This is a genomic window from Nonomuraea sp. NPDC050202, from assembly GCF_040656115.1.
Lineage (GTDB): Bacteria > Actinomycetota > Actinomycetes > Streptosporangiales > Streptosporangiaceae > Nonomuraea.
The window spans coordinates 22,511-41,894 of sequence record NZ_JBFALF010000057.1 but is presented as its reverse complement, the minus strand read 5'-3'; the positions used below and the strand labels follow the sequence as shown (position 1 = coordinate 41,894).

Here is a 19,384-nt window from a genome sequence, read left to right as displayed (position 1 = left end):
GGGCGAACAACCAGCTAGGACAGCAGGCTTCTACACCCTGTGACAGCAGCCTTCGTCACAGATCATCCGGTGGCGGGTCCTGGCCGATGGACACCGCGCTGAGCTTGGCCGGGTTCATCATCCACAACACCTGGTCGATGCCACGATCGGAGGTGTTGAGCGCGAGGACCGTGAACACCACGCCGTCGCGGCTCAGCAACGCGGCAGCCTGGCCGTTGACGTCCGCCCAGGTCACTTCCACGCCCGTCCAGAAATGACCGGCGAACGCACGCATGAACTTCGCCACGCGGACCGCGCCCTCGACCGGGAACTTCGCGGCCCGTACGGCGCCGCCGCCGTCAGAGTAGCTGGTCGCGTCCTCGGCGAGCAGCTGCTCCAGCGCGGCCAGGTCGCCGGAGCGGGCGGCCGCCACGAACGCCGTGAGCAACCGGCGCTGATCGGCCGCGGGCACGGGGGTGCGTCGTCCGTCGAGCACGCGCTTGCGGGCGCGGCTGACGAGCTGGCGCGCCGACGCCTCGTTGTGCCCGATGATCTCGGCGATCTGCGCGTAGGGGTAGTCGAAGGCCTCGCGCAGCACGTACGCGGCGCGCTCGGTGGGCCCGAGCCGTTCCAGGAGCAGCAGCACCGCGAACTCGAGCGCCTCCCCGCGCTCGGCCCCCAAATACGGGTCCGCGCTGGTGTCCACCGGTTCGGGCAACCACGGCCCGACGTACGTCTCCCGGCGCACGCGGGCGGACTTGACCTCGTTGATGGCCAGCCGTGTGGTCACCGTCGCCAGGAACGGCGCCGGATTGTCCACCTTGTCTCGGTCGTAGGCCTGCCAGCGCAACCAGACATCCTGTACGAGGTCCTCCGCCTCGGACGCGCTGCCCAGCATCCGGTACGCGATCCCGAACAGCCGCGGCCGCACCTCGTCGAAGACAGCCACTGCCTCGTCGAGGTCTCCGGACCCGCTCGCCCCCATCATGCTCACTCCCTGTACCTCCGCCGGTGGCGCGGACTCGGGACAGCTACCCCTTGAACTGCGAAGACACGCCAGTGACAGGTAACGGTCCCCCCCTGGATGGACTCGATCTCCCCATGCTCCGCCAAGCCCTGCCGCCCGAGCTCATCGGGCAGGCGCTACCGGCCCTCGCCGCCGCCCCCCACCTCCCCGCGACTGCTGCGCGGCGCCGTCCCGCGTGTCCTTGACGAGGCGGAGACGATCGCTTCGGCGGCCAGAGCCGTGAGATCACCTGGGCTCGTCGCATGGCCCTCGTCTCCTCAACCGCATCGCCTTCGCGTGGAAGCCAAGCAGTGGACCGCGCAAGTCTTCCTGGCCGAGGACGGCGACGACACGTACGCCCGGGCGGTGCTGAACAGTGGAAAGGTTGACGAGGTGCACAACAAGCAGTGAACCGTGCAGGTTCACCTCACCGAGTGAGGGTGACGACACCTCGGCGCTGGCGGGCGTCTCCGGCAGGTTACGATTCGATATCGCCGGACCCGGCCGCACCGCACAACCCCGCCGGTACTCTGCAGCCTCAAGCCGGCCGGGTCCTTCAGCTGCTCGGCTGGCACCGTCGGCTCAACAGGACCACAGAAACGTCATCGGCCATGCCGGTCCAGGACGTGGCGGCGCCGGGATGCCGTCTCGACAAGTCGGCCTGGCCAGGGCGGCGGCGCAGCGGATGTGTGGCCGGGCAACGCTCGCCTGTGCTGTGTGTCAGTCCTGCCCCGCCAGCCGCTGAACGAGGGTTCGAGCGCGGGCGACCTCTGCTTGCAGGGCGTCGAGAGCACGTAGCGTCTCATCCGCGGTGGGCGTTCCTCCTGCGATAGCAGCGTTACGTAAGGTCACGGGAGTAGCGCATGCGGTTATCTATCGCGGTCCGGACGCGGGTGGCGACCAGGTTCCCCTGCACGATCGTCGGAATCCCGGCAGGCGCGCTGATCGGTTGCCTGGTGACGGGCGTTCGGTTCTGGCTGTGGATGGGCCTGGCCCTGGGGCTCGTGAGCATGATCGCCTTCCTCATCGTCGTGCCGCTGCCAGAGCGGATGGCAGCGGCCGAAGTAGTTCAGGCAGCACAGCGTTTCCCCGACGACACCGAGATCAACATCGATGGGTCCGATGACGTCCTGGTGCTCGCCCGCAGCAGGACCTGGTGGGGCCGCAGACGACCATCTTGCGGTACTCCAGGAAGGAGTGGGACGCCGCCTTCGACGAAATCCAGCAAGATCACGGCATATCCACGGTGCCGATCACCCAATATGTGATCCTCCACTGGTGGGGGCCCATGCAGTCACCAACGTGATCGCCGTCGAGGAAAGACCGCCACGGCATAGCGGGGATCGCCGTGGTAACAGAAGCTTCCACCGTTCTTCGCCTGAGGCCGGGGTGTGCAGGCCGACGCTGAGCAGCGCGCCTGCAGGAGTCCTTCTTCTGCGTACCGGATCGTTCCGTCTCGTCAGGCACGCGATACGGACCGATCCAGGGCTGGTGCATGCCAGAGGTCAGGCGCGGCCCAGAGGACGTCGTCGGCATGTCTTCTCAGAGTCGAAGGCGCCAAGGGGTGAGCGGCGTGGACCGCAGGGGGCCTGCTACGTCAGATGGTGACACCGCGCGAGTCGATCACGTTGACCGCCCGGCCGCCTGCTCGGGCGGTGTGACGAGGACGCGGACGTCGGGGCGTTGGACGTCGTACCCGTTGCCGTCCAGCCACTGCTGCATGGTTGGATCGGCTATGTGGCGAACACGAAGGCGAACTCGGCGACCCTTGTCATCCTGCGGGGGAACTCCGCAAGCGGCAAGACGACCATCGCCAAGGCCGTCCAGGCCCGGCTGGGAAGGGGAGTCGTCGCCAGGATCGGCCAAGATCAACTCAGAAGGGACATCCTGAAGGAATGGGACGTTCCTGGAGGGATCGCCCCCGACTTCATCTGTCACATGGCCTCCTACCTTCTGGACAAGATGCCCGTCGTCCTGGTCGAGGGCATCATGGCCAGCGCGCGCTACAAGGCCGCCCTGCAGAGGCTCATCGACCAGCACCCCGGGCGCGCCCTGGTCTACTGGCTCGACGTCGAGTTCGCCGAGACCCTCCACCGGCATGCCACGCGACCGCAGGCCGCCGAATTCACGCCCGAGGACATGGCCGGGTGGTACGTCCAAGACGACTGGCTCGGCCTGCCCGGGGAAGCCCTGATCCCCCAAGAGTCATCGCTGGAGGAGACGATCCAGCGGATCTGCCGTGACATCGGATCGCCCGTCCTGGAGGATGGCCGGATGCCCCCAGCCTGCGGAACCGCCTCTGATGCAACCTCGGGAGTGGACCGTCCGCATCTGGTGCGGTGATCGCGCTTGACGCTTCGGTTCGGTGTTGCCGCTCGCGGTGCCGCCGGTCGTGAGGGCCGGCCCCGCCTCATCAGCGGCCCGGCTGGCGGTCAGGTCGGCCGGCCGAGGCGATGGGCGGGCTCGGTTCGTTCGATGACACACCGGACGAGATTGGGCGGCCAGGCGCAGGCCGCGCCCGGACAATTCGGTGGAGCCCGTTCCCTTGAGGAGCTCGAAGCGACGGGGCCGGTGTGCGCGGTGGGTTCAGCCCGCGCATGGGGGAGGTTTGCGCCGAACTCCGGCACTCCCTTGCGACAACGTGACCGAAGCACTTGCATGGGGTGGCATGACCGTCACCCGCTCGCAGATCGCCGCCGCCCTCGGGCACTACCTCGACGCCCACCCTGAACGCGCCGGCGATGTCGAGCCGCTGGCCCAGGCCCTGGCCGACGGCGGCGGGCAGGACCTCGTCTCCCGCCAGACTCTGCCGCTGCATGTGACTGCGAGCGCCGCGGCGATCGACGACCTCGGCCGCGTGCTGATGATCCGCCATCGCACGCTGCGCCGGTGGCCGCTGCCGGGCGGGCACCTGAAGCCTGAGGATCACAGCCTGTACGGCGCGGCCTTGCGTGAACTGGCGGAGGAGACCGGACTGCCCAGGCAGCCCGCGGTCGGGCCGCAGGAGCTCGACGCGATCGCCATAGACGTCGACGTCGACGCCATCCCCGCGCATCCGGCCAAGGGCGAACTGGCGCATCTGCACGCCGACTCCGATTCGCCGTCCGGGCACGGGAGCCGACCATCACGCTGCAGAGGGAGGAGGTCACGGCGTCCGCGTGGCGGCCACCGGCGGATCTGCCGACACCGCGCCTGGCCGGCAGCGTCGCCGCGGTGAGCGCTGCGAGGTGACCGAACGCCCGCGAACGCCCCGCTCCCGTGCTCGGCTCAGGTACTCGGCTTAGGTACAGCGTGCGATGATGGCGCGACCGGCACGCTAGAGCTCCTCGTCCTCGGCGATGCTTTCCACGTGCCGATGCGCCGGGGCAGCGCCAGCTGCATGCGCAGCATCGGCAGAGCCGGTTCGGCCGCTTGCCCCATCAGATCCGGGCAGGCCACCACGTGGGTGCCCGTCGACGGGTTGTGCTGCCACGCCCGCAGCAGGGCGGCCAGGGCGGCCGGCGCTTCGGTCTCACCGCCGATCTGCCACAGCGCCGACGCGCAGTGGACGCCCACCCACTCGCCGTGATCCAGAAGCTCGCGCAGACGGGGCAGCGCGGCGGCGGCGGGCGGGCCGATCTGGGCGAGCACGTCCGCGGCCTTCGACAGCCAGGAGACGCGATCGCCGTCGAGCAGATCACGCAGCCGGGGCAGTACCTCGGCCGTGTCGCGGCCGACGGCCCACAGCGCGGCCACCGCGGCGGATCGTACGTCAGGGTTGGCGGCGGTGGTGAGTGTGTGCGGATCTGGCTCAGGGCGGGGGCCGCCGCGGGGCCGAACGCCGCCAGGGCGTGCAGGGCCGCGCAGGTGGTCGGCCACTGTGCATGACGGACGATCGCGGCGAGGGTGTCGGTGATCAGCGTCAGCGCTAACGGGTCGCCGAGCGCGGCCAGGGCCGACAGCACCGGTCCTGCGTGCATCCGCAGCTCGTTCTGGCCGGGATCGCGGCGGCGCAGCCGCTCACACAGCCGGGGCACAAGCTGGCCGGCGGCCGCCGGAAGGCAGCCGGCCACCTGCACCACGCGCCAGTCGTCGACGCCGCTGTCCAGCGCGGCCAGCAGGCTGGGCGCGGCACGTGCGTCGCCGAGCCGGGCGAGCGCGAGAACCGCCTGCTGGTGCGCGCGGGCCAGCCGCGGCCGCGGTGTGGCTCACACCTGCGGCCCGTGCGCCGTGCGCTGCTCCAGGACGTAGGCGGCCAGCGCCTCTCGGGCGGGTTCGGCGATCGGATGGCACAGTTGCAGGACGGCTGCCGCCTCTGCGGCGACCTCCAGCCAGGGTCCTTCCTGGCCGGCTGGTCCGAGGTGGGGCATGATCAGCTCGATGAGACGGCTGTGGTCGCCGCGCCAGGCGTCGACCAGTTCGCCGCTCATCCGGATCGCGTCCAGGCAGGCGCCCGGGTCGGGGCTGCGTAACCGCTGCGCGAGCAGTTCCGTCCGTTCGGGCACCCGGGAGTCCAGTGCCTGGTGAAACGTCCGCAGCAGATCCGTGGTCAGGGCGTGCACGCTCTCGCGCCGGTCGAGGTCGTCGAAGGCGGCCAGGACCTGCGGCGGTGTCCCGTCCGCCGGGCTCGTCCGGCTGGGTGGTTCTGTCCACCAGGTCTCGTCCGGCGTGAGCTCGTGTTCCAGTTCGCGCAGCAGCTCGATCGCGGCCGGGACGGTGTCTTCGCCGATCTGCTCGGGGGCACAGCGGGCACGTTGCACCACGGCGGCGAGGCGGGTTCCGGGATCGGTGGCGGAGTTGGTGGCGGGGTCGGCGGCCAGGCCGGCCAGCCACGCCAGCGTGGCGGCCCGCGCCGCCGGCAGGCGCGTGGCCAGCAGCGCCGCCGCGTCCAGGACCTGCAGCCGCTCGGCGAGGTCGGGCTCGGCCGTCAGCCGCTCGCGCAGCAGCGCCAGGGTTCGGTCCGCGTCGTCGAGGAACAGGGCCAGCCCCGCCACCGCGCGCCGGCGCACCAGAGGGTCAGCATCAGCGGCCAAGGCGACGAACGCCTGCGCCCGCGCGCGCATCACCACCGCGGCGCCGGCGAAGTCCACCAGGTCGGCATACTCCTGCTCGGCTTCCTCCACGGCCACCCTGCCGATACTGACCAGCAGTCCGACGACCGCGGCCCGATCAGGGGTGGCGGGATCGCCGGCCAGCTCGAACAGGAACGGCAGACTCGCCGTCGTACAGGGATACACGCTTCCCTGATGGTGGACGGCGTTGTAGAACCGCTCCAGCGCCCGATGCCGTTCCCGCCCGTCCGCCGAACGCAGCGCCAGCAGCAGCTCCGGCACCTCGCCGGCCGAGCCGTAGGCGTGCTCCATGGACGACCAGTCGATGTCGTACAGTCCGTCGAACATGTCCCGCACTTTTCCGGATCGCCCTGACAGCCACGACGGTCCCGTTGCCGTGGCCGGTGCTGGTGGCCGCCAGGTGCGGCCGCTCGCCTGAGGCGCGGCCGAGACGCTCGGGTGGAGATCATCGGTCCGGACGACTTCGCCGCCCGGGTCAGTGCCTTCTTCGCAGGGGCAGGACCGTACGTCCAGTCGGGGTCCCACCTGACGTGAGCCGGCGCAGGCACCTCTTCTTGTGCAGTTTCAGAGGATTTTGTCGGTACCGTGCGGCACAGTGATCCCATGAGCGATTCCCCTGCCCTCAGCATCGTCTCCGAGGTCCCCGGCACTCCCACGCCTTCCATCGCGCCTGCCGAAGGGACACCTGCTGGAGCGAGCCTGACGCAGGATGACCGGATCAAGAGCCTTCCTCCGGGAGCCGAGTCCCTGGTCTGCCCCACTTGCCGGGGAGTGATCGTTGGCGTCGACGCGGGAGCTTTCACGGTTCTGCGCGGTCAGCTGATCGTCAGCAACGGCTACTGTCAGGGGAACGATTGTGGCTCCGGACGCCCAGGACGGTGAGCACTGCGAAGTGATCGAGTCGCGTCGGACGACACGCGATCAGGCGATCGTGGCGCCCTGGCCCCGTCCCCTGGTGAGAGGGTGTCTACAGCCTAAAAGATCTTTGTGTGTCTGAGGCACAGGCGCACGCGCGTGCCGCGATAGGCAGCCCAACGCAGCTGCTGCCCCTTTTCTGAGCACGGTTGTGGTCACCTTGTGACGGTCGGCCACGCCGTCCTTGCTTCCACCCCGGCCATCCGCAGCTGCCACCCAGGCAGTGACTCAGCGCGAGGGCCGAGAAGCGAGGTAGCGGGGGAGGTGGCCCTTACAGCAGGACCAGCGGGTGCCGGACTTGTCGGTGACGGTGTACTTGGGGGCGTCGGGGCACGGGTTGTTGCGGTCGCCGCCACCCCAGGTGCAGCGAGTGCGGCTGGCCTGGCCGAGCCGGGGATCGCGGGGGTCGTAATCCTCGATCTTGGCGGCGGGCGGGCGCAGGCCGGTACGGTCGCCGACCTCGACAATCTCGTCGGCTTCGAAGGCGCGGCTGGCGCCGGAGGGGCTGAGGTCGGCGGCCTGTCCCAGGGTTTCCAGGGTGTGGGGGTGACGTAGGCGCGGCCATAGGCGAGGAGGAGCCGGATCTGGGCGTCGGCGTCCTTCTTGTGACCGTGACCAGGTCGTGGCCGCGATCGCCGGGGACTGGGAGGCCGCTCGCAACGTGCAGCTCGACCTGCCCGAGACCGGCGTGTGCTCGTCCAATTCCGCCGAGGCCCGGGAGCAGCGGGTCGGCCTGGCCACCGGCATCAGCGGCGGCCTGCTGTCCACCCCGCTCCCTCTCGCCACGGTCTCCGCCGGCGATGGCGGCGGCTGCCGCCGAAAAGGAACAACCCCCGATGTCCGACGGCTACCCGACCGCCGCGCAGAAGGAGGCGCTGCGCCTCATCTGCGGCCATGAGCCGATGCCTGCCTACCGGCTGGCCGATGAACTGGTCGCCGCCCGCAGGCCCAGCACCAACCCCGGCTACGCGCGCGATCGCCCGGATGGCAGGCACGCTCGCCTGGCGGCTGCAGGCCCAGGGCCTCATCGCCGAGACCCGCGCGGGTGAGTGGGTGATCACTGCCGACGGCCGCGCACTGATCGCATGCCCGGTACGAGATCCTGCCCCGACACCGCCGCCCCCGGATGTCGCGCCCGACGTTGGGGCGGCGGTCCGCCCGTTCCGGCCATGGATGGCGGGTCGTGGCCGCACTGGCCATCACCCAGACCATCGGCTACGGCGTGCTCTACTACGCCTTCTCCGTCTACCTCGCCACCATGGCCCGTGACCTGCACGCCACCAACGCGCAGATCGTCGCCGCCCTCACCGTGTCCATCCTGATCGCCGCCGTGTGCACGCCGCTGGTCGGCCGCTGGCTGGACGCCCATGGCGGGCGTGCCCTGATGACCGCCGAGTCCCTGCTCGGCACCGCCGCCGTCCTGGCGTGGTCGCGGGTGGACAGCCTGGCGTAGCTGTACGCGGTGTTCACGCTGGTCAGATGAGGGCCGAGCACGACGAGTGCGGCGGCTACGGGAATCAGCGCCACGCCGGTCAGCCGCAGGCTCTGGGAGAGGTCGGCGGTGACTTGAGACAGATCGCGTACGCTTGGCGCCCGGCTCATGCGAGGCAGCAAGCCGGTGATCACGGTCACCGCGATGACCGCGTACGGCAGTTGGAACAAGGTGTACGCGTTAGAGAAGACACTGACCGCGCCGGGCCCGGCCTGCGATGCGAGACGGGTGACCACGATCAGCGCGATCTGTGTGGCGGTCACTGAAGCGATGGTCCATCCGGCCATCGCCGCGATTCTGCGCACCGCGACGCCTCGCGGGTTGGCGCGTAGCCGAAGTGGGAAGCCGGCCCGGCGGGTCACCACCGCCAGGACGACCATCTGGACGCCGACTCCGGCGCTGGTGCCGATCGACAGCAGCAGCATCTGGCCCTGGGTCAGCGTCTCCATCTGGCCGGTTCTGCCGACCAGTAGGAATGTCCCGGCGGTGGCGGTGACGATCAGGTTGTTGGCCACCGGGGCCCACATCGGAGCGGCGAAGCAGCCACGGGCGTTTAAGATTGCGGCCAGTGTCGCGCTGATGCCGTAGAAAAGTATCTGGGGCAAGAAGATTCGGGTGAAGTCGACGGCCAGACCTCGCTGTACGGAGCTGAACCCGGGAACGGTCAGATCCACGATGAGCGGGGCAGCGATGATCGTCATAATGACGACCGCAGAGAGCCCGTAGAGCACCAGGGACAGCAGCCGCTGTGTGAACAGGTCGGTGTCGATGTGGTCGTCAGCTGCGACACGGACCGGCAGCGGGACCAGCACACTTGCGGCCGCTCCGCCCATCACCAGTTCATCGCCCGGCCGGTCCGCAAGAAGCTCGGCTGATCCGCCATGAAGCATTCCTCTCCTCTTCAGTGATCAACGGATTGATTATGTCCGTTAGATCACGTCCTGGAGATACTTCGTAGAACGCAGCAGGACCTTGCATTCTACCCGCAACCCCAAGCCCCACGGTGGCCGCGGTCTGGCCCTGACCGTCCTTATCACCTCGAATTCTAGGCAATTGGCTCCTCTTGGGTTAGGGGTGCAGTCTCGGGCACTCTGTGTTCGTCCTCCTGGGTCAGGTCGGAGACAGCACGCGGGGTTCGATGTCGAGCCGGGTCGTGGGTTTTGATCCGGCGGGGTCAGGTCGGTCAAGGGCGGCGGTGACGGCGGCGGTGACGGTGCTTGAGCGCGAAGTCATTGACACCAGGACGCGCGGGATCCACAGGGATGGCAGCCGCATCAGCAGGCGCAGCGCTGCAGATTTGGAGATCGTAACGACCAGGGCCGCTGACGGCCGGACACCTGCCCGGCCGTCTGACTCGGTGATCGCCGCGCGCCCTGGCCGGTGAGCCACAGCCGTTCTTTTCAGGGAAGTCAGCCGATAGGACTGGCGTGGACTTGGTCCCGTCTGCGCACTGGTCATTCGACGGATTCCACGCAATGCACGCCTTTGTACCGTCGACCCCGCAAGATTCTCTACACGGCAGGCGAAAGACAAGGTGCTGATGGTGATGAGAGCCGGGGTCGCATGGTGGTGCATCCCTCTGCTGACGCTCTCCGCTGTCGCCGGCGGTCCAGCGTCCGCCGCGACAGACCGGCCGACCCTTCTGTATGAGCTCCCGGGTGACCGGGTGTTTCCCGAGAGTGTGGCCGTTGACCACGAGCGTGAGGTCTTCTACGTCAGCAGCGCCTTTGACGGGGCCATCTATCGGGGCCGGAAAGGCCGGCGCGAACTGGAGGTCTTTCTGCCGTCGGCGGGCGATGGCCGGACCACGGCCCAGGGCCTGCGCCTCGATGCGAAGGGCCGCCTCTACGTGGCCGGGGGAGTGACCGGGCGGATGTGGGTGTACGACACCCGCACGCGCTCACTGGTGCGCCGTTTCGACACCGGGCTCACCAACAACGTCTTCATCAATGATGTGGCGCTGGACCGAGAAGGCAACGCCTACTTCACCGATTCCTACACGCCCGTACTCTGGAGGCTTCCTGCGACCGAGCTCAAGCCCTCCGCCGTGGCCGGGCATGCTCAGCGTTTCGTCGATCTGACCGGCACAGCCGTGCGATACCAGGACGGTTTCAACCTCAACGGGATTGCGCTGGAGCGCCATGGCCGCTCCCTGCTCACCGTCCAGTCCAATACCGGCAAGTTGTTCAGGATCGACTTGGGCACTGGTCGGGTGAGCGAGCTCCCGGTGGAGCAGGGGCCGCTCTACGGTGGGGATGGACTGACGTTTCTCGGCGGTCGGCTGCTCGTCACCCGCTACAGCCCCGACCAGCTCGACATCCTGGATGTAGCCGGGAGTCGCGCCATTGTCACCCGTTCATACACCGACCCGACCTTCCACTATGCCGCCAGCTCAGCAGCGCTGGGAGATCGACTCCTCGTGGTCAATGCCCAGTTCGACCATTATCACGCCCAAAATCCCGATCTACCATTCACCGTCAGTGCTGTGCCGCTGGAGAAGCTCAATCGGTGATGCGCAGATGACATTCCGGACGGGTGTTCTGGTCCCGATGCAGGACGGCAAGTTGTGATCATCGAGTACGGTAGCCGCCCCGCCGTTAGCCTTGGCCGACGATTTCGACCCTGCCGTTGATGCGGCAGGGCCTTGTCCGAGAGCGGAAGACCACCCCGCGCGAGGCCAAGGACGCCCTCACCGCGCACTCACTCGGCGAAACGGCGCCCACGTCGACGATGGCATGGGGGCCTTCTGCATGGAGGCCGGCCTCACCCTCGGCCAGTTCTACAAGAAGATGTATCAGAGAACCGGCAAGACGCTGCCCGGCGGCTCGTGGTCCACGGTCGCGCTCGGCGGGCACGTGACCGGTGGCGGCTTCGGCCTGCTGTCGCGGCAGCACGGGCTCACCGTCGACTACCTGTACGCGGTGGAGGTCGCCGTGGTCGACAGGACGGGCACGGTGGAGCTGGTCACCGCCACCAGGGACGACGACGATCCCGATCTCACGGACCTGTGGTGGACGGCTCGGCACCGTGCTCGGCATCACCACGCTGGTCGTCACGCTCGGCGTGGCCGCTACCGCGGGCAACCAGATCGTCGGCCACTCCGACAAGCTGGCCGCCACGGCCGTCACCGTGGAGGTGCCCAGGTCCACGACCGGCACGCCGCTGGCGGGCTGGCACGCGGTCAAGCGGCTGACCAGGCTGCGCGGCGACGATCTTCATCAGCGAGCACGCGCACACGGTGATCGGCGTGCACAGCGGCCTGCGCCAGGAGAAGAACCTGAGCACCGCCGTGGTCGTGCCACCCACCGTGAACCGGCAGTTCGGCCTGCGCGACGTCACCAGGCTGCTGGTCAACACCAGCCTGGGCGCCGCGGACCTGATCGCAGGCCAGGCTCCGGCGGCACTCAGCCCCGGCAACGGCGACCTGCTGCAGATCGTCCCCCGCCCACCAGGGCGGGAGACGACGTCGACGCGCCGCTCCTCATCCTCGGCCTGCTCTCGCTGGTCGCCGACGCCGTCGGCCTGCGCCGCTCGCTCGGCGCGGCCAGGCGGCACATCGCCGCGCAGTTCCCGCTGGAGTCCACGCTGATCGGCCTGACCGGCGGCGTGATCGGGGCGAGCCTGGGCATGGTCGCGGTGGTCGCGGTCTCGGCCCTCCAGCAGTGGACGCCACTGCTGGACGTGCGGCTGGCGATCGCCGCACCGGTCGCGGGAGCCCTGGTCGGGCTGCTGGCCGGGCTCTACCCGGCGCTGCGCGCGGGCCAGGATGGAGCCGGTGAACGCGCTCAGGTGAGCCGATCGGGGCCCGGATACATCCAACAGGACATGAGGATCTGGCGCATCGTGCTCCTGCCCGTGCTCCTGCCGCTGCTGAGCACGTCCATGGCTCCGGCGCAGGCGGAGGTCGCCCCGAAGCGGGTGCTCGTGGAACTGCGCAAGCAGGGCGGCTTCGCGGGGCTGAACGACCGCGTGACCGTCCTCGGCAACGGGTGCGCGCGGATTCGGGCTCGGTAGTGCAGGCATGTCCAGCGCGTACGGACGCAGCGCCGACGAGCAACATCGCCACGCTTCGCAGCGCGCTTGACGCCAGGATCACGTTCATGGATACCGCCGACCACCACGGGATGGGCCAGGCCCGATCCGATCAGGTCGTGAAAAACGGTAGCGGTCGACACGTTCGTTACTGCAGCCGGCCCTCGCTCAACCAGTCGATCCAGTTGAACTCGGCGACGAACAGATCGGCCTGAGCGAATACTACGGCGATTGGCGCTGCGAAATTCACGCCACTAGCCTCCGAATCAATTCGGCCGCCCGCTTCCAGCTCCCGCATCCTGCACCCACCGGGATGCCGCTGCGATCCGTGTTCTGAGCACTTACTCTTCGGCAAGAGGGTGATCGCTGCCCCGGGACGGACACGGGACTGGCCGAGCGGCGTGGATGACTGTCGCGGCGCCAAGAGCCACCGCTGGGGCATGAATCAAAGCCGTTACTCTCGCGTTGAGAGAAGCGCGACCTTGAATCCTCCCGCCCCTTCTCCTGGACGCGCCCAGCATCGTTCAGCACCTGACTCAATACCAGAGATACAGGTGATACAGATATTGGCAGGCACAGATCACCGGGACACATTTCCATTTCTGCCCCGAAGACCTTCCCGCCTCAACACACGTATCTGCGGTTCCGTATTGGGCGGCATAGTGCCAACCGGACGTAGCCGAGTGAGAGGACGCCGTGGAGGCAGACAAGACGGAAGCGGCGTGGGCAGATGACGCCATCAAGCCGGATACGGCAACAGCGAAGCCCATGACGAAAACCATGACGAACAGCTTGATTCTCTGCATGATTACTCCCAGGAGAGTGGGCTGATCACTCGCTGGCCACGCTAAGGGACACCGCCTTTCGCCGGATCTGTCATCTGACTGGTTCCCGCCACCGCCAACGGCCATGGAGACCCTGGAACTGCGTCGCCAGCTTCCCCACGGAGGCCGGGATGAAACGTTTAAGGCGTTCAATCTGATTTGAGACTCCATGCTCGATACACGCCCCGCGACCGCATGCTGTTCGTTCTGCTGGCTGAGACCGGGCGTTCCAACCACGACGCATCTACCTCGCATGTCCGCGCCGCTCCGGCTCGAACACTGGTACAGACTCTGCCTGGTCCTACCGGGGTGGCCACCGACCTGAGCCAGGCCGCACGCTCGGCAGCCGCCTTCCGTCGGCGGGACAGTGTCCCCGGAAAACCGCTGCCGTGATACGAACCGACCGCGTGGACCCCTGAAGGTGAACAACGACCTGCTCGCCATCGCGGCGTTCATGACCGTCCTCTCGACAACGCGAGGAAGCTCACCGCCTGCTCGGCCCCAGCCCCTGGGGCCATCTCGACCCGGGTCAGCCCTCGGCCTGGGCCCACTAGGTTCAGCGCAGGCCGGCCAGGCCACCCATCCTCAACAAGGCCCACTACGTCGACGACCACGCTCTTGCCGAGATCACCGCCTGCCTGTACTGGCCGTCGCCCCAGCCGAAACCGTGGCCGTCATCGCCAACGGTCAGCGGCGCGCCCTGTCCGGGCAGGGCGAACCCCAGGTCATACGGATGCTGCTGCTGCAGATTCTGACCGGCCGACGCGCGAGCGAAATCCTGCGCTGCACGTTCGACTGTCTCTCGCCCGCCACCGGGCGCGCGGTCCAGGCGGCCGGGGGAGAGCGGGTCGCGCCTTCCTTACGCCCAGAGCAAGATCGAGAAGGCGCCCGACACCATCCTGTCGATGCTGACGTCGTCGTGGTCATCCATGAGCAGCAGCAGTGGGTGCGCGAGCAGTTCGGCGAGCCGACCGAGTACCTGCTTCCCAAGCACAAGGCCAACGAGACAGACGCCAAGGCCTTTCCCGAGGTTCCTACAGCCAGGCGCTTGCGACCTTCAGCGATCTGGCCGAGATCACCGACAGCACCGGGCGGCGCGTGCATCTGAGCCATGCGCGCCGCTTGCGGCACACCCGGCTGACCCGGCCGGCCGAACTCGGCCTGCCCGTGCACGTGCTGCAACGCTACGCCGGCCACGCCAGTCCCGGAATGTCGATGTACTACGTTGCCCAGCGCGACGAGCACGCTGAACAGGCGCTGATCGCCACCCGCAAGTTCAAGGCCGACGGCACACTGACCACCTTCACCCGCGAAGACTACGACGGCATGCACCTGTTCAACCGGGCCGACCGCTTCCTTCCCAACGGTTTTGCCTCCTGCCGCCGCTCCAGCAGTGCGACAAGGGCAACGCCTGCTTGACCTGCGGCGTCTTCGTCACCGACGACAGTCACACCCACTTCCCTGCAGCAGCAACCGGCCGAGACCACCGCGCTCATCGACCGCACGACCACGGCGTTCGAAGCGCGTCACGGCGGGACCATACCGGCCGACAACGTCCGGCTCGCCCAGCGAACCGCCGAGCGCGACGCCCTGATCAAGCTTCTGGCCTCGATGTCCGCCGCGCCCGGACGCGCGGTTCAGGGTGGCGGGGCACCCACCGGTCGGCCCGCCCCGGTCACGATCGACACCACCCGGCACTGCAGGAAGACGCCATGACCACTAGCGAGGCCGCCGAGCAGCGGCGGCAGCGCCGCATCGCTACGCTCAGCACGGCAGCGCGCCGTAAGTCGGAGACCAAGGTGAAGGCCGCGGAAGCGGCCATCAGGCATCTGATCAAAAGGGCTCCGTGGTCACTTTCAGGCCGTGCAGCGAGAGGCCGGCGTGTCGCATTCGTTCCCGTACGGCCATTCTGTCCTGCGGCGACGCATCGAGTAACTGCGCCAACGCTCGGCGTCGTCGGCCGTCCACAGCAGCAGGACCGAGCGAGCCGCCGCGGACGGCGCGATGGACAGCGTGGTGCTTGCCTTGACCGCGGAGATCGCACGACTGAAGACCGCCCACCGGCAGCAGGTGGGTGAGCTACGCCGAGCGTTGGAGCAGGCGCACGGCGAGAACCTGTTGTTGCGGCGCCAGCTGAACGTCCCTAAGACCCGATGAGGGGCACGAGCCACCCTGACTGATTTGCGAGCTTCGAGTCCGATACACATCAGTATTCAGGTTCTGTTTGGTTATCACATGTTCTTCACAAGCCTTACGAATTCGGCGGCAGCCCGCGGTGAGCATCACACCGGCCGCGACCGGGTCGATCATCCGCTGGACCACCACGGCCATGGCCGCGTCATCGACGCCTGCGGCGGCGCGGTAGGCGACGGCGCGCTCGGTGAACAGTGAGTCCCAGCAGCGGCGAACCGCGTCGATCAGCTCACCTGGGCCTTCGACGTTGAGACAGGTGTCCTGCTGGCCGGCGAAGCTGGCCTCCGGCAGGTCTTCTGCGGTGGCGCTGGAGCGAACCGCGACCCGGCCGCCGCCGAGCCGCTCGTACGCCTCGACCAGCTCCTTCTCTGGCAGACGCCCCGACCGGCAGGACTCGACGGTCAGGCAGAAGCCGTCGGGAACTCGCTCCCCCGCCTTGATCATCTCCCCGAGTCCGGCGGCCTTACCGCCCGCGAGGCCGAGCATGGAGCCATCGATGTCAGGCAGCCGGATCAGGTCCATCGCGCCTGCTTTCCCAAGGCCAGCATCATGCGCAACAATGCCGACCAGGCTTCCCGGCGCTCCATTCCGGACGCTAGCACCGCCGAAGCTCGCGCACCAGAGCAGGGCCGCACCACCGCGCCTCGGCACAACTTCGCCGCGCCGCTCACACGGGATGTTCCTGATGGCCTCCAGGAGCCGGACGAGCAGATGGCGACCCGACGGTCATCCGCTGGATCTGGCTGCATCTTCCGCTGGTCGTCATGGTCGCGTTGCTGCTTCCGGCAGCAACAGGCTGGTTCGACCGCTGACCGCGATGAAAAACCGGGCGAGCCAGCCGCCCGCCGCAGGGCCGGCCCCTTCACAGAGAACCGTCGATCGCCTTGAAAACAAATTTACAGTATGTTTTTATGGACACACATACTTCGGAAGGGAGGCTCGGACATGCGGGCCATCATCATCGGAGCGGGAATCGCCGGACTGGCTGCGGCGCTGCGGCTACACCAGTCGGGATGGGAGACGCTGGTGGTCGAGCGGGCTCCGCAGCGCCGCGGCGGCGGCTACGGGGTGACGTTCGGCGGCATCGGCCATGACGGGGCCGAGCGGATGGGAGTCCTGCCGGAGCTGAGGCGGCGCGCCTTCGTGACGCGCGAGCTGGTCTACCGCAAGCCCAGCGGCGAGCGCCGTTTCGCGCTCAGCGGCGAGACGATCTCCGCCACCATGGGCAGGAAGGCGTTCAACATCCTGCGCGGCGACATCGAGGCGGTGCTGTACGAGGCCGTCAAGGAGCACGCGATGATCCGCTTCGGCACCACGATCACCGCCGTTGAACAGGACGCGGACGCGGTGCGCGTCACCCTCGCCGATGGCACCACCGAGCACGCCGACCTGCTCATCGGCGCCGACGGGCTGCACTCGGCGACGCGGGCGCTGGTGTTCGGCCCGGAAGAGGCCTACCGGCTCGACCTGGGACACCGGGTGGCGGTCTACATGCTGAAGCAGCGGCCGGAGGGGCTGCCCGCGGAGACGACCGGCTCGATCAGCTCGCGTGGGCGCACGTTCGCGATGATGAGTGTCGGCGACGGCCGCACGGCCGCCTTCTTCGGCTACCGCACCGACGGCGGCCGGGCGCAGGCGTCGCTGGACGAGCTGGGCGAGCTCTACGGCGACATGGGCTGGCTGGTCCCTCAGGCTCTGGAAGGGCTCAAGACGGCCGACTCGGTCTACTTCGACACCATCAGCCAGATGGTGGTGGACCGGTGGAGCACGGGCAGGGTCGTGCTGCTCGGCGACGCCGCGTGGTGCGTGACGCTGTTCGCCGGCTACGGCTCCTCGCTGGCCGTCGGTGGCGCCGACCGGCTCGGCGCGGCGTTGGAACGCCACGGCGACGACGTCCTGACCGCGCTGGCGGAATGGGAGGCCGAGCTGCGGCCGGAGGCGGAGAAGAAGCAGCAGCTCGGCCGCCGCGTGAAAGGGGTCTACGCCCCGCGCAACCCACTGGTACTGGAGCTGACCCAGCTTCCGCTGCGACTGTCGTCGTGGGGGCCGGTGCGCCGGCTGATCGAGCGCAAGTTCCAGCTGGCCGATTGAGGGGATTGACGATGCACGTACTGGTGATGGGCGGCACCCACCACGTCGGGCGTGCCGTGGTGGAGGTCGCGCTTCGGCGCGGCGACACCGTCACCACGCTCAATCGCGGGCTGTCGCGCCCGCCCGCGCCGAGCGTGGAAGCGCTGGTCGCCGATCGCACCGTCCCAGGTGCGGTGCGACAGGCGCTGGGCGGCCGTTCCTGGGACGCCGTGATCGACACCTGGGCGTGGGCGCCGAGCGTGGTCCGGGACAGTGCCGGGCTGCTGGCCGGCCGGACGGGGCACTACGGTTACGTCTCCAGCCGCGCCGTCTACGCCTGGCCCTGGCCGGCCGGAGCCGACGAGAGCGCGCCGCTCGTAGTCGGTGATCCCGGCAGCCAGGACGGCACCGACTACGCCGCGGCCAAGCGCGGTGGCGAGCTGGCCGTGCTGGAGGCGTTCGGCGAGCGTGCGCTGCTGGCCAGGGCGGGCATGATCCTCGGCCCGTACGAGGACGTCGGGCGGGTCCCCTGGTGGCTGCGGCGGCTCGAACGGGGCGGCCCCGTGCTCGCCCCGGGACCGGCCGGCGCGGCCCTGCAGTACATCGACGCGATCGACCTGGCGGCCTGGATGCTGGCGGCGGCCGAACGCGGCACCGGCGGGGCGTTCAACGTCGCCGGACCGGCCGGGCACACCACGATCGGCGACCTGCTCACCACGGCCTCGCAGGTGATCGGCTCAAATGCCGAGCTGGTGTGGGCGCCCGCCGAGCTGCTGGAGCGGGAGAACTTCCCGCTCGGCATGGAGTTCGGGCTGCGCTACCCCGGCAACCCCTGCCCGACGGGCCTGCACGACGCCGACGTCTCCGCCGCCCTGGCGGCCGGGATCAGCCTCCGGCCCCTGCGCGAGACCCTGGCCGACACCTGGGCCTGGCTGCAGCGCGAAGGCGATCCCGCCCCTCGCCCCGATACCCCGTCCCCGGCCCAATGGTTCGACCCGGCGCAGGAACAGCACATCCTGGAGCTGGTCCGGGCTCGCCGCACCACGTGAAAACATTCGATCAACATGTTTCGACCATCGGAAGGTGCACCTCATGCCTCCCGCCTTCTCGGCCGCGGAGAAGACGCGTATCACGCGGCTGCTCCTGGACAACGGCCTGAAGTTGTTCACCACGCAGGGCCTGCGCAAGACCTCCCTGGAGGACCTAACCGCCGGGACCGGCATCGCCAAGAGCACCTTCTACGTCTTCTTCGACTCCAAGGAAGCGCTCTACCTGGAGCTGATGCTCGCCCAGATGGCCGAGGTCAAGAGCAGGGTCATCGACGGAGCGCTGCGTAAGGAGAGCGGCACCCGCGCCGGGCTGCGCGCCTTCCTGCACGCCACGCTGGCCGAGCTGGACGGCAACCCCCTCTACGGCAGGCTGATGACCCACCCCGAGGAGATGGAGGCCGTGGTCACGAAGCTGGATCCCGAGCGGGTGACCTCCGCACCGGACAACCCGGTCACCGCGCTGGCGGCCTACCTGGCCGAACACAGCGACGACCTCGCCGGCGACGACCCGGAGGTGATCGTCGGCGTGCTGCAGTCCGTCCTCATGATGCCGCTGCACCGTGACCGGCTGGCCCGTCCGGACCTGTACCCGAAGGTTTTGGACAGGCTCATCGACATCGTCGCCACCGGCCTCACCCGCCCGGAGCAGTAACGAGGCGGACAGGGGGCGCACGCTCGCGGCAGCGGCCGGTGGTGCGACACGATGGCGCCTTTCCGCTCAGCAGACCGGCAGGATGAGGGCGGAGGGCCGGCGGGGGTCGTGATGAACCTGC

At 68.7% G+C, this 19,384-nt stretch carries 17 protein-coding genes and 2 pseudogenes; 12 read left to right on the top strand and 7 right to left on the bottom strand.

Annotated features, from left to right (window positions below; all coding sequences use genetic code 11):
• Window positions 1-55: 55 nt before the first annotated feature.
• Window positions 56-967 (bottom strand): RNA polymerase sigma-70 factor, encoded by a 912-nt coding sequence (locus tag AB0I79_RS58915; RefSeq protein ID WP_357894020.1) that lies wholly within the window; start codon window positions 965-967, stop codon window positions 56-58.
• 881 nt (window positions 968-1,848) lie between these two features.
• Here AB0I79_RS58915 and AB0I79_RS58910 point away from each other — a divergent pair.
• The 3 genes from AB0I79_RS58910 to AB0I79_RS58900 all read left to right on the top strand — a co-directional run bounded on the left by AB0I79_RS58910 (window position 1,849) and on the right by AB0I79_RS58900 (window position 4,202).
• Window positions 1,849-2,253 (top strand): hypothetical protein, encoded by a 405-nt coding sequence (locus AB0I79_RS58910; protein WP_357894017.1) that lies wholly within the window; start codon window positions 1,849-1,851, stop codon window positions 2,251-2,253.
• Between the two features lie 415 nt (window positions 2,254-2,668).
• Window positions 2,669-3,328, top strand: a complete 660-nt coding sequence (locus AB0I79_RS58905; protein ID WP_357894014.1) for a kinase — start codon at window positions 2,669-2,671, stop codon at window positions 3,326-3,328.
• Window positions 3,329-3,653: 325 nt separating this feature from the next.
• Window positions 3,654-4,202, top strand: a complete 549-nt coding sequence (locus AB0I79_RS58900) for an NUDIX domain-containing protein (RefSeq protein ID WP_357894011.1) — start codon at window positions 3,654-3,656, stop codon at window positions 4,200-4,202.
• A 50-nt stretch (window positions 4,203-4,252) separates the two neighbouring features.
• Here AB0I79_RS58900 and AB0I79_RS58895 read toward each other — a convergent pair whose 3' ends face one another.
• From AB0I79_RS58895 to AB0I79_RS58885, 3 genes are all read right to left on the bottom strand, one after another.
• Window positions 4,253-4,720 (bottom strand): hypothetical protein, encoded by a 468-nt coding sequence (locus AB0I79_RS58895; protein WP_357894008.1) that lies wholly within the window; start codon window positions 4,718-4,720, stop codon window positions 4,253-4,255.
• A gap of 452 nt (window positions 4,721-5,172) precedes the next feature.
• Entirely contained in the window at window positions 5,173-6,363 is a 1,191-nt protein-coding gene (locus tag AB0I79_RS58890; protein WP_357894005.1) for a hypothetical protein, read from the bottom strand.
• Between the two features lie 816 nt (window positions 6,364-7,179).
• Window positions 7,180-7,719: a hypothetical protein gene (locus tag AB0I79_RS58885; RefSeq protein ID WP_357894003.1), complete on the bottom strand. Its 540-nt coding sequence runs from the start codon at window positions 7,717-7,719 to the stop codon at window positions 7,180-7,182.
• Between the two features lie 68 nt (window positions 7,720-7,787).
• On the opposite strand from AB0I79_RS58885, the gene AB0I79_RS58880 reads away from it, so the two are divergent.
• Window positions 7,788-8,000, top strand: coding sequence for a hypothetical protein (locus AB0I79_RS58880; RefSeq protein WP_357894000.1), 213 nt, complete (start codon window positions 7,788-7,790; stop codon window positions 7,998-8,000).
• 196 nt (window positions 8,001-8,196) lie between these two features.
• On the opposite strand, the gene AB0I79_RS58875 is transcribed toward AB0I79_RS58880, so the two are convergent.
• Window positions 8,197-9,333, bottom strand: a complete 1,137-nt coding sequence (locus AB0I79_RS58875; protein ID WP_357893997.1) for a lipid II flippase MurJ — start codon at window positions 9,331-9,333, stop codon at window positions 8,197-8,199.
• 656 nt (window positions 9,334-9,989) lie between these two features.
• Here AB0I79_RS58875 and AB0I79_RS58870 point away from each other — a divergent pair.
• The 3 genes and pseudogenes from AB0I79_RS58870 (at window position 9,990) to AB0I79_RS58860 (ending at window position 12,457) form a co-directional block, all read left to right on the top strand.
• Entirely contained in the window at window positions 9,990-10,955 is a 966-nt protein-coding gene (locus AB0I79_RS58870; protein ID WP_357893995.1) for a hypothetical protein, read from the top strand.
• A 223-nt stretch (window positions 10,956-11,178) separates the two neighbouring features.
• A pseudogene (locus AB0I79_RS58865) lies at window positions 11,179-11,340 on the top strand (isoquinoline biosynthesis protein); the annotation flags it as partial.
• 130 nt (window positions 11,341-11,470) lie between these two features.
• The gene (locus AB0I79_RS58860; RefSeq protein ID WP_357893992.1) at window positions 11,471-12,457 is read left to right on the top strand and encodes an FtsX-like permease family protein; all 987 of its coding nucleotides are present in this window, start codon (window positions 11,471-11,473) and stop codon (window positions 12,455-12,457) included.
• A 166-nt stretch (window positions 12,458-12,623) separates the two neighbouring features.
• Here the strand turns inward: AB0I79_RS58860 and AB0I79_RS58855 are convergent, their stop codons facing one another.
• Window positions 12,624-12,773 carry a hypothetical protein gene (locus AB0I79_RS58855; protein WP_357893989.1) on the bottom strand — a complete coding sequence of 50 codons (150 nt, stop codon included), beginning with the start codon at window positions 12,771-12,773 and terminating at the stop codon, window positions 12,624-12,626.
• A gap of 1,193 nt (window positions 12,774-13,966) precedes the next feature.
• Between AB0I79_RS58855 and AB0I79_RS58850 the strand changes: the two genes are divergently transcribed.
• Together AB0I79_RS58850 and AB0I79_RS58845 are read left to right on the top strand one after the other, a co-directional pair.
• Entirely contained in the window at window positions 13,967-14,407 is a 441-nt protein-coding gene (locus tag AB0I79_RS58850) for a hypothetical protein (protein ID WP_357894088.1), read from the top strand.
• Window positions 14,365-14,718 carry a hypothetical protein gene (locus AB0I79_RS58845; protein WP_357894082.1) on the top strand — a complete coding sequence of 118 codons (354 nt, stop codon included), beginning with the start codon at window positions 14,365-14,367 and terminating at the stop codon, window positions 14,716-14,718. Before AB0I79_RS58850 ends, AB0I79_RS58845 begins: the two co-directional genes overlap by 43 nt.
• An 852-nt stretch (window positions 14,719-15,570) precedes the next feature.
• On the opposite strand, the pseudogene AB0I79_RS58840 reads toward AB0I79_RS58845, so the two are convergent.
• Window positions 15,571-16,014, bottom strand: a pseudogene (locus AB0I79_RS58840) (PEP/pyruvate-binding domain-containing protein); the annotation flags it as partial.
• Between the two features lie 423 nt (window positions 16,015-16,437).
• Here AB0I79_RS58840 and AB0I79_RS58835 point away from each other — a divergent pair.
• From AB0I79_RS58835 to AB0I79_RS58825, 3 genes are read left to right on the top strand one after another with little or no spacing between them, the layout of a single operon-like run.
• Complete coding sequence (locus AB0I79_RS58835; protein ID WP_357893986.1) at window positions 16,438-17,583, top strand: FAD-dependent oxidoreductase; 1,146 nt, start codon at window positions 16,438-16,440, stop codon at window positions 17,581-17,583.
• Between the two features lie 11 nt (window positions 17,584-17,594).
• Window positions 17,595-18,611 (top strand): NAD-dependent epimerase/dehydratase family protein, encoded by a 1,017-nt coding sequence (locus tag AB0I79_RS58830; RefSeq protein WP_357893984.1) that lies wholly within the window; start codon window positions 17,595-17,597, stop codon window positions 18,609-18,611.
• 43 nt (window positions 18,612-18,654) lie between these two features.
• Window positions 18,655-19,263: a TetR/AcrR family transcriptional regulator gene (locus AB0I79_RS58825; protein WP_357893982.1), complete on the top strand. Its 609-nt coding sequence runs from the start codon at window positions 18,655-18,657 to the stop codon at window positions 19,261-19,263.
• Window positions 19,264-19,384: the final 121 nt, after the last annotated feature.

Bases quoted from the DNA above. Each gene is read 5' to 3' on its own strand.
- AB0I79_RS58915 (WP_357894020.1), bottom strand. From the start codon at position 967: ATGATGGGGGCGAGCGGGTCCGGAGACCTCGACGAGGCAGTGGCTGTC.
- AB0I79_RS58875 (WP_357893997.1), bottom strand. From the start codon at position 9,333: ATGCTTCATGGCGGATCAGCCGAGCTTCTTGCGGACCGGCCGGGCGAT.
- AB0I79_RS58855 (WP_357893989.1), bottom strand. From the start codon at position 12,773: ATGCGGGAGCTGGAAGCGGGCGGCCGAATTGATTCGGAGGCTAGTGGC.
- AB0I79_RS58870 (WP_357893995.1), top strand. From the start codon at position 9,990: ATGAGAGCCGGGGTCGCATGGTGGTGCATCCCTCTGCTGACGCTCTCC.
- AB0I79_RS58835 (WP_357893986.1), top strand. From the start codon at position 16,438: ATGCGGGCCATCATCATCGGAGCGGGAATCGCCGGACTGGCTGCGGCG.
- AB0I79_RS58830 (WP_357893984.1), top strand. From the start codon at position 17,595: ATGCACGTACTGGTGATGGGCGGCACCCACCACGTCGGGCGTGCCGTG.
- AB0I79_RS58910 (WP_357894017.1), top strand. From the start codon at position 1,849: ATGCGGTTATCTATCGCGGTCCGGACGCGGGTGGCGACCAGGTTCCCC.
- AB0I79_RS58825 (WP_357893982.1), top strand. From the start codon at position 18,655: ATGCCTCCCGCCTTCTCGGCCGCGGAGAAGACGCGTATCACGCGGCTG.
- AB0I79_RS58900 (WP_357894011.1), top strand. From the start codon at position 3,654: ATGACCGTCACCCGCTCGCAGATCGCCGCCGCCCTCGGGCACTACCTC.
- AB0I79_RS58890 (WP_357894005.1), bottom strand. From the start codon at position 6,363: ATGTTCGACGGACTGTACGACATCGACTGGTCGTCCATGGAGCACGCC.
- AB0I79_RS58880 (WP_357894000.1), top strand. From the start codon at position 7,788: ATGTCCGACGGCTACCCGACCGCCGCGCAGAAGGAGGCGCTGCGCCTC.